This is a genomic window from Solilutibacter silvestris (genome assembly GCF_050574925.1).
Taxonomy (GTDB): Bacteria; Pseudomonadota; Gammaproteobacteria; order Xanthomonadales; family Xanthomonadaceae; genus Solilutibacter; species Solilutibacter silvestris_A.
Genome location: NZ_JBCMOO010000005.1, coordinates 89,598 through 104,944, shown reverse-complemented (window position 1 = coordinate 104,944; position 15,347 = coordinate 89,598). Strand labels below are relative to the sequence as shown.

Below are 15,347 nucleotides of genomic sequence, written 5' to 3'. Positions count from 1 at the left end.
CGAATCCATTCTTTCGCGGTAGCAGCCGGGGTTGGGTTTACGCTCAAGCGGACTTTCCGCATCTACAAGTTAGATCTGGCCACCAATGCCTTTGAACTTTTCAACAAAGGCCGTGATTCTCTGGAATACGCTTTGTTTCTTGTTTAGGTACTGCGGGTTTAGCGGGCTCATCTTCGGCAGAATGGCATTGAGCTCGGTGCCGTTTTCGCTGGCAAATTCCCGCTTGAGGGAGTTGGCAATGTAGCGCCGGGCCGCCTCGGCATTCAGGCCTTCGGCGGTGATCAGCTCCTGCGCCTCGCGCTGCTGTTCCGCCTGCGCGAAGGTGAAGAAGGCCTCGATCACGTTGGCCTTGTTGCCAATCCCATCAAGATCGGTCTGGTTGATGAAATCCACCAGCAGGCTCTCCTTGGCGCGGTTACCCAAGCTAGCGCGGATCACCCGACGCACTTCGTCCACCAGATCGGCCTTGCTCCGGACCTTCTTGTTGTGCTCGAAGATCAGCTCCAGGATGTAATCGAGGTTGATCTCCTGTGACTTGAGCAGGTCGACCTCAAAGACCACATCATCCCAGTCGATGGTGGATTGTTCCTTCTCGGCGGCAGCTTGTTCCCGGCGCAGCCAGTCGCGAATGTCGTTATAGGTCGAACGGTAGTCCTGGATCTTCCGCTCCGCTGGCAGCTTGATCGCCTGCAGCGCAGCCAGATCCTCGTCATTCAAATAATGCATGGCCTTGAAGGCTTCGACCGCCGCCGAGTCACTCAGGTCAACGTCTTGCAAGGCTTTTAGGCTGGCAAATTCATCGTAGTTCTGCAGCACATTCTCCACGCGCAGGTATTCGCCAAACAGCTTGGCAAAGGCCTTCTTGTCCGCTTCCTTTTCAATGGCGACGGGGTCGGGGAAACGCTGCTCCAGCTCCCGCACCACTTCCATGAAGCCACGCCGCGCCTCGCCGGTCACCACATCGGTGAAGCCTTCCATGTACTCCTTGTAGCTCTTCTCCAGCACCACGTTTTTGGTGTTCTTGTCGCCGAACAGGGTGATGGCGTCGATGGTTGCCTGTTCCAGATCGCGGAAGGTGACGACGTTGCCGAAGGTCTTGGTGGCGTCAAAAATGCGGTTGGTGCGCGAATACGCCTGGATCAAGCCGTGGTAGCGCAGGTTCTTGTCCACGAACAAAGTGTTGAGCGTGGGCGCATCAAACCCGGTCAGGAACATGCCCACCACGATCAGAAGGTCGACCTCCTTGGCCTTCACCTGCTTCGCCAAGTCGCGGTAGTAGTTCTGGAAGCCGTTGCTGTCAACGCTGAAATTGGTCTTGAACAGCGCGTTGTAGTCGGCAATAGCCGCGCTCAGGAACTCCTTGGCGCTGCTGTTCATGGCCGACACATCGAAGCTTTCGTCCTGAATCTCGCCGATGGCGTCCTGCTCCTCGTTGGCGGCGAACGAGAAAATAGTCGCCACCCTCAACGGCCTATCGCTTTCCTTCTGTAGGGTCTTGAACGCCTCGTAATACAGCTTTGCAGCGTCAACGCTGCTCACCGCGAACATGGCATTGAAGCCCTTGCCTCCGGCCTGCAAGCGGTGGGTTTTCTGGCGGAAGTGCTTCAGGATGTACTGCGTAATCTCGCGGATGCGGTCGGGGTGCAGTAGGGCCTGCTTGTTCTCGGCTGCGCTGAGCTTCTTCTCGTCCTGCTCGCTTTCGATAGCCTTGAACTGCGGGCGCACATCGTTGTAGTCGACCTTGAACTTGAGCACCTTCTCGTCACGGATGGCATCGGTGATCACGTAGGAGTGCAGTTCACGGCCGAACACGCTCGCGGTGGTGTCGGCGCCCAGCGCGTTCTGCGGGAAGATTGGGGTGCCAGTGAAGCCGAACTGATAGAACTTCTTGAATTTCTTCTTCAGGTTCCTCTGTGCCTCGCCAAACTGGCTGCGATGGCACTCGTCGAAAATGAAGACGACCGGCTTCTGGTAGATGGGCAGGTCGCCCTCGCTCTTCATCAAGTTGTTGAGCTTCTGAATGGTGGTGACAACGATCTTGTTGTCGTCCTTGTCCAGGTTGCGCTTGAGGCCGGCGGTGCTGTCCGAGCCGTTCACACTGTCCGGCGAGAAGCGTTGGTATTCCTTCATGGTCTGGTAGTCCAGATCCTTGCGGTCCACCACGAAGAACACCTTGTCGATGAAGTCCAGCTCGGTGGCCAGTCGCGCTGCCTTGAAGCTGGTCAGGGTCTTGCCGCTGCCCGTGGTGTGCCAGATATAGCCGCCGCCTTCCGGTTTGCTCCAGCTCTTGGCTTCATGGGCGCTTTTGATCTTCCACAAGATGCGTTCGGTGGCGGCGATCTGGTAGGGCCGCATCACCAGCAGGGTGTTGCTGACGTCGAACACCGAGTAATGCAGTAGAACGTTGAGCAGGGTGTGTTTTTGGAAGAAGGTCGCGGTGAAGTCCTTCAAGTCCTTGATCAGGCCGTTGTCCGCTTTGGCCCAGTTCATGGTGAAGTCGAAGCTGTTCTTGTCACGCTTCGTCGTATTGGCGAAATAGCGGGTGTCTGTGCCGTTGGAGATCACGAACAGCTGAAGGTACTTGTACAGCGACTGTTCGCTGTTGAAGCTTTCCTTGCTGTAGCGGTGGAGCTGGTTGAAGGCCTCACGGATCGCCACGCCACGCTTTTTCAGTTCCACCTGGACCAGCGGCAGGCCGTTGACCAGCACCGTCACATCGTAGCGGTTGGCGTGGCTGCCGGTCTGCTCGAACTGCTTGATCACCTGCACCTTGTTGCGAGCGATGCTCTTCTTGTCCAACAGGTAGATGTTCTGGATGTGTCCGTCATCGAACACGAAGTCGTGGATGTAGTCGTCGTGAATCTTGCGGGTCTTCTCGACGATGCCGTCGCTCGGCTTGTCCAGGTAGGTCTCTACGAAGCGCAGCCACTCGCCGTCTGAGAACTGCACCGCGTTGAGCGCCTGCAGCTGCACGCGCACATTGGCGAGCAGAGCCTCCGGGGTGTTCAGACCGGTCAGGAACTCATAGCCCTGGGCGACCAGGTCCTGGATGAACTCGCGCTCAAGGGAGTCCTCGCTCTGGTAGCTCTCCGCGACCTTCCATTCGCGGGTGTACTTGTCCAGGACGATGAAGTGGTTGGATTCGGCAATGGGCGTCAGGTAATCAGCCATTCGGAACGTCCTGGTGCTGGAGGTAGCCGTAGGTGTTGATCAGGTGATCAAGCAGGAATTTAACCGTCTGCTTTTCCGGCGGTGTGGGCTCGGTGACCGACTCGCTGGAGAGGGTGCTATGGCTGGTGTACTGGATGACGCGGTTGAAATAGGTCTGTCGGTCATCGGGTAGAAGTTCCGACCACTGCTGATATCCGAGGAAGCTGGCGGTCTTCTCGTACAGGTTGCGCAGCAGGGTGAAGTGGTAGCGCTCGACCTGGTCGGCCGCGATGGCCTGCTCGAGAGCCTTCCTTAGATGCAGGTGGTAGGAGAAGCTCCGGTTGGAGTCACCGTATTTGACATTGAGGTGGAAGGTGCCGTCCTCGAGGCGCTCCAGAAGGTAACAACCCTCCTTCTTGCCATTAGCACTCAGGCCAAGTTCGTTGTGGAGCACGTTGTAGAACAGAGGGCTGTGGGTGGTGATGACAAACTTGAGGCTGCGGGACTCGCTGCTCTTGATCAGTCCCGCGAGATTGACAGCCAGTTCGATCAGATGATTGTCGTCCAGCGAGCTGACCGGGTCGTCGATGAACACATATCCCAACTGATCGAACTCGTCGGTTTCTCGGTCGCCGGGTTCTGGCACGTTCAGAATGCCAATCACCTGCTCAAGCAGCGTGTAGAAGATGCTCCAGATAAAGCTGCTCTCTTCACCCTTGGAGATCTTGAGGTTTCCGATGTGCTCGTCATCACCGCGCTCAAGAGAAAAGGTGACCTCCGAGAAGGCTTTAGCAACAACTTCCCCTGTACTGTCGTCCTTGCGCTCTTCGTTGAACCGCGGGGTCAGCTTGTCGCTGGTATAGCGCTGAAACGTCGTGATGATGTTCTGGTCCTGGCCTTGATCCTTCAGTACCCAATCCGTGAAGGAGTTTGACTGGATCCGCAGCTTCGGCTCGGCGTCCAGCTCTAGGTCGTTATCCCAATAGAACAGGTCTTCGGTAAGGGCGTTGTAGTAGAGGATCTTGTGGCGCGACAGCTCCGATTGATCCGCCGCGTCGCCGCCATTGCCATCGGTCTTAGGTGCAATCAGCTGCTTGAACTCTCGGGAAAGGCGTGTCTTCCCCGAGCCGTTAAAGGCATAGATCAGCTGCACCTTCTTGTCGGTGTCTTTCAGCTGCTGGGCGATCTCGGTCAGTGTCTTCTTGCCCATGTCAGCCCGCCATTTCGTCCGGCTTGGGGAAGCTCAGCAGCCGGTCGCGGTAGTAGGCGTGCTGCTGCTGGCGCAGCGAGATCTCACGGGGCAGGACTTCGCTGATCGAATGGGTCAGCGTGTCAAGCTTGTCAAGGATGGCGACGATGCGGGCTTGTTCGGCGCGCGACGGGACGGGGATGCGTACCGCTTCCATTTCGCTCTTTCTAATCGATGGCACGGCACCGGAATCATTCGCCACCGAGCTCAGGTCGATCGTTTGCATCCAATAAAAGAGGAAGCGTTCGATAATCTCCTTCCCTGGAATTACGCCCATGACGTTGTTGTCGTATGCGGATGGCATTGAGAGGAGGCGCTTCTTGTTTGTCGCGACGGCTGCGCCAATTTTGGGAAATATTACAGTTCCTACGGGTGCCGGTTTTACCCCAAGGTTCTTGATCGCCTCTGCATCAACGTAGTTATTCGCCTTGTGCATCGTTGTTTCATTCCCAACGATGTTCATGTCACTGACCTTGTAAAAGGGATATTGACCTTCGTTGTGGCCTTGATAGGCATTGGGGAAGCCCCATCCGCTGCGAACCTCCGCAATCTTCCCCAACGTCTGCCACTCCACTTCCCCGTCTTCAAACCGCAGCAACTGGTCGCGATAGTGCTGGTATTGCTTTTTGCGGGCGGTCAGCTCGGCGGTCAGCTCGGCGGTCAGCTCGGCGGTCAGCTCGGTGAAGACGTCCAGGGTGCGGACGATTTCGGCCTGGATGGCCAGCGATTTTTGAGGATTGTCTGGGCAGGGGATGGGAAGGGGGATTTTTATCATCTCTCCTTTCGTCAACTTCGCTCTATCCTTGTTTGGCAAGAACGGAATGAAATCAACGATGCGCAAATAGTGGTACAGAAACTTGGTGTTCAGTCCCTTTTTGCCGCGCACAACGTGCACATGATTATTTGCCCAGAATTTTCCAGTTGCGTATTGAATTGAGTAGTTTTCTAGACTGGCCGAGCCATCCTCTGCGATCAGTACATAATCGCCGTCATGTGTGTAGCCATCGACGTAATCTTGGATGTTGTTCGCGCCGTAATAGGGAGTTTCTCCGGCGGCTCGTAGCGAAGCTTTTACTGGCTTCCTTGCGGCATTCGCCACTTCAATAAATCGCTCATCGCCCAGTACTGTCCACTCCACCGCCAACCCATCCAGAAGCCCGTCCAGATAGTTCGTCCCGCTCATGCCTCCGACTCCGCGCCCTCGATCTCGGCGACGATGGCGTCGATCTCGCGGCGCAGCTGGTCGATGCGGGCGACGGTGGTCTTCAGCTCGACATTGAGCGCGGCGATGTCCACCACCTCGCGGGTGTCCTCGGCTTCGACATAGCTGGAGACCGACAGGTTGTAGTCGTTGCCGGCGATGCGCTCCAGTGGCACCAGGCGGGCGAAGTGGTCCACGTCGGCCTTGCTGTCGAACACGGTCATGATCTGCTCGATGTGCTTGTCCAGCAGCACGTTGTTGTTGGTTTCCTTCTTGAACAGGCCGCTAGCGTCGATGAACTGGGTGCGGGTGTCGGGCTTGTTCTTGGCCAGCACCAGGATGTTGACGGCGATGGTGGTGCCGTAGAACAGGTTGGGCGCCAGCGCGATCACCGCTTCCACGTAGTTGTTGTCGACCAGGTACTGCCGGATCTTCTGCTCGGCGCCGCCGCGGTAGAAGATGCCGGGGAAGCAGACAATGGCGGCGCGACCCTTGCTGGAGAGGTAGGAAAGCGCGTGCAACACGAAGGCGAAGTCGGCCTTGGACTTGGGCGCCAGCACGCCGGCCGGAGCGAAGCGGTCGTCGTTGATCAGGGTGGGGTCGTCGCTGCCGATCCACTTCACCGAATAGGGTGGGTTGGAGACGATGGCGTCGAAGGGCTTGTCGCCTCCGAAGTGCGGGTCGATCAGGGTGTTGCCCAGCTGAATGTTGAACTTGTCGTAGTTGATGTTGTGCAAGAACATGTTCATCCGCGCCAGGTTGTAGGTGGTGTGGTTGATCTCCTGGCCGAAGAACCCGTCTTCGATGACATGGGCGTCAAAATGCTTCTTGGCCTGCAGCAGCAGCGAGCCGGAGCCGCAGGCGGGGTCGTAGATCTTGTTGACGCTGGTCTGCTTGTGCATGGCCAGCCGGGCGATCAGCCTGGACACATGCTGCGGGGTGAAGAACTCGCCGCCGGACTTGCCGGCATTGGCGGCGTAGTTGGAAATGAGGAACTCGTAGGCATCGCCGAACAGGTCGATATGGGCGGCGTCGAAGTGGCCGAAGTCCAGCCCGGCCACGCCTTTGAGCACGGCAGCCAGGCGGGCGTTCTTGTCCTTGACGGTATTGCCCAGGCGGTTGCTGGTGGTGTCGAAGTCGGCGAACAGGCCCTTGATGTCGTGCTCGGAGGGGTAGCCGTTGGCGGAGGCTTCGATGGCGCCAAAGATGGCAGCGAGGTCGGTGTTTAGCTTCTCGTTGCTATGCGCCTTGGCGGCTACATTGGCGAACAGCTGGCTGGGGTAGATGAAGTAGCCCTTGGTCTTGATGGCGTCATCTTTAATCTCAGGGGTGATGACGCTATCGGGCAGCTCGGCGTAGCGGATGCTGTCATCGCCGGCTTCGATATAGCTGGCGAAGTTCTCGCTGATAAAGCGGTAAAACAGGGTGCCTAGCACGTACTGCTTGAAATCCCAGCCGTCCACGGCGCCGCGCACGTCATTGGCGATGGCCCAGATCTGGCGTTGCAGGGCGGCGCGTTGTTGGGTGCTGGTCATCTGTGTTCCTGCTAAAGTAATAATTGGCCCGATATCAGGCCCGACCCGTGAATTCTGGCCGGAAAGGTTGCTAAGTGCACCCCCGGACAGGCTGGATCTATGCCGATGGCGATTGCCGCCCTCCACAGAGACCGATCCACTCCCTCGGGGGTGTGCGGGACACCACAGTACAAAGATATTCAAGGTTTGGCTCCAAGTCAGCCCCAGATCCGAAAGCTCGCGGAGACCGACCGGAACCAGATCCTTAATGTAGACCCGCTTGTGCCATTGAAGACACCTAACGTCCGCTTTGGGTCGAAAGCAGCCGCAATCGTCCCCAGCCCCTCCAACTTCACTATCACTACCCACTCGCAAGCAACGCATCCAACTGCGCGAACTGTTCGGGCAGGCCTTCCGCGGATCCCGCAAGCGCTTCTTCCAACGCTTCCTTCGTCGGATAAAGCTCGTGGTAGGTCACCAGCGTCTTGCCGGCATTTTCCTCAAACGTCACCGTGGTCACGGCCCCCTGGTCGCTTTCGTCGTTGGACCAGACGATGCGCCTGTTCGGCGTGACTTCCTTGTACGTCCCGAAGAACGCCATCGGCTGGTCGAAGGCCGGATGGCTGAACACGAAGCGATAGCTACCGCCAGTACGGACATCCATTTCGCACGAGACCAGCTTCATTCCCACCGATTTTGGAACCCACCAGCACTGGAACAACTCGGGTTTGCTCCACGCCTCGAAAACAATATGCACGGGAGCATCAAACGTTCGCGTGACCATGAACTCGAGATCGGACATGCGTTCCACCACGGTGCGGCGGGCGGCGTCTTGACTACTTGCGCTTGCGTTGGGCATTTGCCTTCTCCTTGCGTTTCAATTGGTCGACGATCGTGTCCAGCGCGTCGAAGCGCGCATCCCACAGCTGGCGATGGCGCTCGATCCACGCCGCCTCTTCCTCCATCCGGCGTGGCCCAAGCTTGCAGGTTCGTACGCGTCCGACCTTCTCCGTGGCCACAAGCCCCGCCTGCTCCAGGACGTTGATGTGTTTTTTCATGCCGGTGAGGGTCATGTGGAACCGCTCGGCGAGGTCGGTGATGGAAGCGTCCGAACCAGCGAGTTGCTCCAGCACGCCGCGTCGGGTGACATCGGAAAGCGCGGCGAACGTCGTGTCGAGGCGGGCTTGATACTGAACCATATGGTTCACTGTAATCCGACTGTGGAGGATGTGCAAGCGGGTGGTCCAAGGGTGTAACGCACCAAGATTTGCCCACCAATCCCGAGACCCGCACACTCGCCATAACTGGATCGGGAAACCCCATGCTGCCTGGCTGGATGCTCCTGCTGGCGTCAATCGGCTACGCCGCCCTGCTCTTCGGCGTGGCCTGGCTGGGCGATCGTCATCCGGTCTATCCGCGGCTGCGCTGGCTACGCCCGATCGTCTACAGCCTGGCGCTGGCGGTGTACTGCTCGTCGTGGACCTTCTACGGCGCGGTCGGCACCGCCGCGCGCCAAGGCATCGGCTACCTGCCGATCTATCTCGGTCCGCTGCTGGTGCTGGTGTTCGGCTGGCGTATCATCGAACGGATGGCGCTGATCGCGCAGTCGCAGAACACCGTCTCGATCTCCGACTTCCTGTCCGCGCGCTACGGGCGTTCGCAGCAACTCGCGGCGCTGGTGACGGTGATCGCGCTGATCGCCGCGGTCCCCTACTTCGCCCTGCAGTTCAAGGCGGTGGCGATCAGTCTCGACGTACTGCGCGGCAGCGGTTCGTCGATCACCCTGTTCGGCGATCCCGCGTTGTATATCGCCGCGCTGATGGCGCTGTTCGCGATCCTGTTCGGTACCCGCGAAGTCGACGCCACCGAACATCGTCCGGGCATGATGCTGGCGATCGCGCTGGAATCGCTGGTCAAGATCGTCGCGCTGATCGCCATCGGCGTCTTCGCCATCGGCTGGCTCGGCCGGCGCGACACTTCCGTCATCGATGCCACTCGCGCATTGGTGGAGAGTTCGCCACCGATCGGCTTCGTCGGACAGACGCTGCTCGCGTTCGCCGCGATCCTCTGCCTGCCGCGTCAGTTCCATGTCGCCGTGGTCGAATGCGGCGACGTCGCCGACATCCGTCGCGCGCGCTGGCTGTTCGGCGCCTATCTCGTGGTGATCTGTTTGATGGTGTTGCCGATCGCCGCCGCCGGCGTCAGCGCGTTCGGGCGCGACGGCAAGGCGCTGGCCGACAGTTTCGTGCTGGCGCTGCCGCTGGCCGGCCACAACAATGCATTGGCGATGCTGGCCTATGTCGGCGGGTTCTCCGCGGCCACCGGCATGGTGATCGTCGCCAGCGTGGCGTTGGCGACGATGGTGAGCAACGACATCGTGATGCCGCTGCTGCTGCGTTCGCGCCGCGTCGATCATTCCGGCGCCGATGTCGCCTCGACCGTGTTGTGGATTCGTCGCGCCGCGATCGTGATGCTGGCGGCGATGGCCTGGGGCTATTACCGCTTCAGCGCCAGCGAAACCGCGCTCTCCGCCTACGGACTGATGGCCTTCGCGGCGGTGGCGCAATTCGCACCGGCGCTGATCGGCGGCCTGTACTGGCGCGGCGCCAGCCGGCGCGGCGCCGAACTCGGCCTGCTGCTGGGCTTCGGCATCTGGACCTACACCTTGCTGCTGCCGGCACTGGCGAATTCGGGATGGTTCGGCGATGCCTGGATCGACACCGGCCCGTTCGGGATCGGCTGGCTGCGCCCGCACCAGTTGTTCGGTGTCTCCGGTTGGGATCCGCTGACCCACGGCACCATCTGGTCGCTGCTGCTCAACACCGGCGGTTTGCTGCTGGGTTCGATGCGCTGGCGTCCGAACCTCGACGAACGCCTGCGCGCCTCGCCCTTCCTCGACCCCTACGCCGAACGCACGCTCGCTGCCGGCGAGTGGTCGGGCAACATCCAGATCGCCGACCTGCTGACGCTGTGCGCGCGCGTGCTGGGCGAACGCACCGCACAACGCGCCTTCGAGGAACAGGCCCGCACCAGCGGCCACGTGCTGCAGCCAGGCGCACGCGCGGGACGCCAGTGGATCCAGTTCAGCGAACGTCTGCTCGCCGCGGCGATCGGCGCGGCATCGGCGCGACTGATGCTGACCAGCGCGCTGCGCGGTTCCGGCATGGAAGTGGCGGAAGTGGTCGCGGTGCTCGACGAGGCCGGGCAGGAATTGCGCTTCAACCGCGAGATTCTTTCCAACACGCTGGAGAACATCGACCAGGGCGTGAGCGTGGTCGATCGCAACATGCGCCTGGTGGCATGGAATCGCCGCTACCAGGAACTGTTCGGCTATCCCGACGGCATGCTCTACGTCGGCCGCCCGGTCGCCGACCTGATTCGCCACAACATCGAGCGCGGCGAAATCGGCGAGATCAGCGGCGGCGATATCGAGCAGCAGATCGAAAAACGCATCGGCCACATGCGCGCGGGCTCGCCGCACGTCACCGTGCGCATCAGCGGCGACGGCCGGGTGATCGAACTGCATGGACAGTCCCTGCCGCGTGGCGGCTACGTCACCAGCTACAGCGACATCAGCGAACACGTCCGTGCGCAACGCGAATTGCGCGAGATCAACGAGACGCTGGAACAGCGTGTCGACGAACGCACCCGCGAGGCCGAAGCGGCGCAGGAATCGCGTTCGCGCTTCCTTACCGCGGTCAGCCACGACGTGCTGCAGCCATTGAACGCCGCGCGCCTGTTCGCTTCGGCATTGCGCGAAAGCGCCGATCCGGTCGAACAGCACCATCTCGCCGAGCGCGTCGACGTGTCCTTGCGTGCTGCCGAGGAACTCTTGGACGGCCTGCTCGATGTCTCGCGCCTCGACGCCGGCGCACTGACGCCGGTGCTGCAGGACGTCGATACCGCGCAACTGCTGCAGGAACTCGCCGCGCAATACGCGCCAATGGCCGCCGGGCGCGGCATCGACATCCGCGTGCACGCGCCGCGATTGTTCGTACGCAGCGATCGCCGACTGTTGCGCCGGGTGCTGCAGAACTTCCTCGCCAACGCCTTGCGCTACACCCCGCACGGACGCATCGTGCTGGCGGCGCGCGCACGCGGGTCGCAAGTCGAATTGCAGGTCTGGGACACCGGCCCCGGCATTCCCGAACACCACATGCGCCAGATCTACGATGAGTTCCATCGCTACGAGCAGGCCTTCGATTGGGACGGGCGCGGCATGGGCCTCGGCCTGTCGATCTGCCAACGCATCGCCAAGCTGCTCGGACACGCGCTCGATGCCCGTTCCGCCATCGGACGCGGCAGCATGTTCTCGATTCGCGCGCCGCGCGTCGCGATCGACGCCTCGGTTTCGACGCTGGCACCCACGACGCTGGCCACCGTCGATCCATCGCTGGCCGGATTGCGCGTGCTCTGCGTCGACAACGATCCCGATATCCTCGCCGGCATGCGTGCACTGCTGGGACGCTGGCAGGTCGAGGTGCTGTGCGCGGCCACCATCGACGAAGCACTGGCGCAGGCGGACCAGTCGCCGGACGTGTTGCTGGTCGACTACCACCTGCACGACCGCATGGATGGGCTCGACGCCTTGGGCGCATTGCAGGCGCACTGCCCCGATGCCCGTGGCGCACTACTCACCGCCGATGGTAGCGACGCGCTGAAGCAGCGCGCGCAGGGACGCGGCGTGCAGGTGCTGACCAAACCGGTGAAACCCGCTTCGCTGCGCGCGTTTCTTGCCGCACGCCGCGCCATGAGCGCATCCGAAGCCGGTTAACGCAGCGCCTTCGCAAGACCCGAAATCGCGCGCGACATGTCGCGCATGACCGCGCCGGTTTTCTCGGGCGACAGGGTATAGGGATCCATCAGTTCGACCGGACCGTTGCGATCGAACAGGCCCAGCAATGTCGTCCTGTCCAGCGCCTCGGGGAAATCCGCCTGCATCTTCTCGAGATGGGAGACATCCATGACCACGATGCAGTCGGCGTCCGCCACCATGCGCCCGGTGACCTCCCGCGACGACCAATCCGCCAGGTCGACGGCATGCACGCGCGCCGCCCGCACGACATGTTCCGGGCTCGCACGGCCACTGCGCGGATGGAATCCGGCGCTGGTGATGTCCAGTGCCGGCAGGGTTTGCTGCGCCAACCGTTCCGCGAACGGGCTGCGGCAGATGTTGCCGTAACACAGGAACAACAGGTTCCGGATCGGTCGCAGGTGTTCGCCATGCGCGCCGAAACGCGCCTCGTGCGCCTTGATGATCCGATGGCGCAGGGATCGCCTGTGCAACATCCCTGCAGGGCGTGCATACAACCCGCGCGCAACGCTTTTCAGTTCGGCTATGGCGACCGCAGGATCGCCAACACGCCAGCCATCGTAGATTTCGCGTCCGCTGAAGACCCGCAACCACCCGGCAAGCATGGCCGGCAACGATTGCGTGAGCAGCAATGGATCGGCGCGGTCCGCACGCAGGTTGGACATCGTCCAACGGACGTCTTCACCGATGTTGCGCGCGTAAACGTTCTCCTTCCAGCGCGTCACCACCCGCCCCGGTGTTCCTCGCGCGAGGTCGTGGAGGATCGCAGGCACATCGACACCGGCGGCAATCGTCAGCGGCAACGACCCCCATAGCCGCGGATTGATTTCCATCAGATGGATCGCACCGTCGTCGGCGCGACGCCATTCGACCATCGCCACGCCCTGCCATTGCAATGCATCGAGCAGCCGCTTCGATAGTTCCAGCAAATGCGCATCCGGTTTCGCCGCGCGCCGCAGGGTGCTGCCACCGCCGGTCAGCGGCAGCTCGTGTAAACGCTCATGAACGAATTCTGCGACGACCTCACCATTCGCGTACACCAGCTCGACACCGACACCGCGCCCGGGCACCCACCGTTGTTCCTGCACGTCGGTATGCGGCAACCATTTCTTCAGCAATGCGCTGCGCATCGATGCGTCACGCACCACGACCGGCGCCAGCGTGACCAGCCGTCCATCGACCTGCACCTTGCTGCTGGCCGACTTCAGGACACAGGGGAAACCCGAGGATTCGTGATCCCCGGGCGATGTGCCCCGCGCCAGCAGGCGCGATCCCGGCACCGGCAAGCCAATGCGTTCGGCCAGCGCACGCGTGCGTTCCTTGGACAAGGCGATGTCGAGCGCTTCGTCGGAAGGCAACAGCGCCAGCTTGCGCAGCGGATCTTCCGGTGACAAGGCCCGCAGCCACAGCAACGAAGCCTCCGTCGTCGGCACGATCAATACGAAGCGATGTTCCGCGTGCAGACCACGCATCCATGCATGCGCATCGGCGACGGCTTCCGCCGCAGGCTGCGGGTGAATCCGCGTGCACCAGCGCGAATGCGCAGTCAGGCTGCCCGCCGCGCGCATGCCGACATGCGACGGCACGCCGCGACGCCCCAGCGACTGCACGGTGGCAAGGCCGGCCCTGCTGTCGGCATCGAGGACGAGCACTGCACCGGGCGAAATCGAAGACATGGCCGCAGTCAGGCTTCCGGGCGATGCATGCGCCACGCGAACAGCGCGACGTTGTCGGCAACCGGGAACCGCGGGAGATCGTGCAGGTCTTGGCCATCGCCGACGAATCCGCTCTCGGTCGTCACCGCCGCCCGGTAGATCTTCGCCGTGGTTTCACGCACACGCCGATCCTGCGAACCGTTCGGGTAGCAGAAGAGATCGACCGGCTTGCCGAGGAATCGCTCGAGGGCATCGCGGCTACCGCGCAGTTCGTTCTCAAGTTCCACCTGGTCCAGCGTGGTGAGGATCGGATGGCTGGAGGTATGGGAACCAACGGTAAACAGATCGCTGTCCAGCGTCCGCAACTGTTCCCAACTCACCGGATCGAAGCGCGCATGTTGCTGCGGCGTCGGCACGAATCCCGGCGTGCGCGCGCGGATCAACGCTTCCACTTGCCGGCGCGCCGCCAGCGGCAGCGTCTTCATCCACTCCACCCACGGTTCGATGGCAGCACTTGGCGCTCCGGTATCCACCGCCAATGCCTGGCGTTGCGCATCGTCGAGCAACTGCAGGCGCACGCGCGCTTCGTGATTCCACAGCCAGCGGCGTTCGGACATCAGGCCGGGGCAGACGAAGAAGGTCGCCGGCAGGCCGAGGCGCGACAACACCGGCGCGACCACTTCGGCATGACAGCGCAAACCGTCGTCGAAGGTCAATGCGACTTCCTGTGCAGCGGGTGCTCCGGTGTTCACGCCGGCGATCAGCTCGCCCAGCGGCACCACGCGGAAATTGCGCGCGAGCCATTCCATCTGCGCGACGAAGGCAGCGACTTCGAGTTCGCCCGGCCCGACGCCATGCAGCATCACGATCCGGCGCACCGGCATCCGCCGCGCCACGCGGCGCGAGAGGCCGGCGACAAGCGCCGCCGACTGGACCAGTTTGACCACGAGGGATTTCAGCGATTCCATGCGCTCAGGCCTATGCCGGGAACTGTCCTTGTTGCCCACCTGCCGGCGCCATCGTGGCCCCGGGATGCGCCTATCCTACGCCATCCTGTTGCAGGCGTATGGCAGGCCCATTCAGGCGCTTGCCCGGATCAGTCGAGGTCTTCGGGCGGCGCCTGCACGGCGTCGGGATCGACCGCGAGCTTGCCGGCGATCAGGATCGCCTGGGTGCGATTGCGCGCGCCGAGCTTGCGCATGATCGCGCTCATGTGCGCCTTGATCGTGGCTTCCGAAACGCCGAGCTCGTAGCCGATCTGCTTGTTGAGGAGGCCCGTGCCCAGCATCTGCAGCACCCGGAACTGTTGCGGCGTCAGCTCGCGCACGCGCGCGGCGACGGCATGCTCCTCGTCGCTGGTCGGTACCGCCGCCAGCGCGGCTTCCGGTACCCAGCGTTCGCCATCCAGCACCTGTTGCAACGCATGGGCCAGTGTCGCCGCGTCGGAGGACTTGGGGATGAAACCGACGGCGCCGTGATCGAGCGCGCGCCGCATCACCGCCGGTTCCTCGCGCGCAGACACCATCACCACCGGCAATTGCGGATGACTGGCGCGCAGGTGCACCAGCGCCGAAAACCCGTGCACGCCCGGCATGTTGAGATCCAGCAGCAACAGGTCGGCATCGGGATGCGCATCCACCAGCGCGTACAAGGCGCTGGCATTCTCGGCTTCGTTGATCTTCGCCTGCGGCAACAGGCGCGCGACCACCCCGCGCAACGCTTCGCGGAACAGCGGGTGGTCGTCCGCGATCAGCAGTGTCGACAC

The 15,347-nt window shown here is 61.8% G+C and carries 10 protein-coding genes; 1 reads left to right on the top strand and 9 read right to left on the bottom strand.

From position 1 onward, the window contains the following. Positions 1-69 precede the first annotated feature (69 nt). The 6 genes from ABE093_RS10640 to ABE093_RS10615 all read right to left on the bottom strand — a co-directional run bounded on the left by ABE093_RS10640 (position 70) and on the right by ABE093_RS10615 (position 8,313). A complete protein-coding gene (locus tag ABE093_RS10640; protein ID WP_430760871.1) occupies positions 70-3,171 on the bottom strand; it encodes a type I restriction endonuclease subunit R in 3,102 nt (1,033 codons plus the stop codon). Continuing rightward, positions 3,164-4,360, bottom strand: a complete 1,197-nt coding sequence (locus tag ABE093_RS10635; RefSeq protein WP_430760870.1) for an AAA family ATPase — start codon at positions 4,358-4,360, stop codon at positions 3,164-3,166. Before ABE093_RS10635 ends, ABE093_RS10640 begins: the two co-directional genes overlap by 8 nt. 1 nt (position 4,361) lies before the next feature. Further along, positions 4,362-5,582 carry a restriction endonuclease subunit S gene (locus tag ABE093_RS10630; RefSeq protein ID WP_430760869.1) on the bottom strand — a complete coding sequence of 407 codons (1,221 nt, stop codon included), beginning with the start codon at positions 5,580-5,582 and terminating at the stop codon, positions 4,362-4,364. Next, positions 5,579-7,135: a type I restriction-modification system subunit M gene (locus tag ABE093_RS10625; protein ID WP_430760868.1), complete on the bottom strand. Its 1,557-nt coding sequence runs from the start codon at positions 7,133-7,135 to the stop codon at positions 5,579-5,581. The genes ABE093_RS10630 and ABE093_RS10625 overlap by 4 nt, the downstream gene beginning before the upstream one ends. 340 nt (positions 7,136-7,475) lie before the next feature. Further along, complete coding sequence (locus ABE093_RS10620; RefSeq protein WP_430760867.1) at positions 7,476-7,973, bottom strand: SRPBCC family protein; 498 nt, start codon at positions 7,971-7,973, stop codon at positions 7,476-7,478. Continuing rightward, positions 7,951-8,313, bottom strand: a complete 363-nt coding sequence (locus ABE093_RS10615; protein ID WP_430760866.1) for an ArsR/SmtB family transcription factor — start codon at positions 8,311-8,313, stop codon at positions 7,951-7,953. Before ABE093_RS10615 ends, ABE093_RS10620 begins: the two co-directional genes overlap by 23 nt. A gap of 122 nt (positions 8,314-8,435) precedes the next feature. Here ABE093_RS10615 and ABE093_RS10610 point away from each other — a divergent pair, with 122 nt between their 5' ends. Continuing rightward, entirely contained in the window at positions 8,436-11,888 is a 3,453-nt protein-coding gene (locus tag ABE093_RS10610) for a hybrid sensor histidine kinase/response regulator (protein ID WP_430760865.1), read from the top strand. Here the strand turns inward: ABE093_RS10610 and ABE093_RS10605 are convergent. The 3 genes from ABE093_RS10605 to ABE093_RS10595 all read right to left on the bottom strand — a co-directional run bounded on the left by ABE093_RS10605 (position 11,885) and on the right by ABE093_RS10595 (position 15,347). Next, a complete protein-coding gene (locus tag ABE093_RS10605; protein ID WP_430760864.1) occupies positions 11,885-13,603 on the bottom strand; it encodes an ATP-grasp domain-containing protein in 1,719 nt (572 codons plus the stop codon). The two genes, ABE093_RS10610 and ABE093_RS10605, sit on opposite strands and share 4 nt — an antisense overlap. An 8-nt stretch (positions 13,604-13,611) precedes the next feature. Then, positions 13,612-14,550: a polysaccharide deacetylase family protein gene (locus ABE093_RS10600; RefSeq protein WP_430760863.1), complete on the bottom strand. Its 939-nt coding sequence runs from the start codon at positions 14,548-14,550 to the stop codon at positions 13,612-13,614. Between the two features lie 128 nt (positions 14,551-14,678). Next, positions 14,679-15,347, bottom strand: coding sequence for a response regulator (locus ABE093_RS10595; protein WP_430760862.1), 669 nt, complete (start codon positions 15,345-15,347; stop codon positions 14,679-14,681).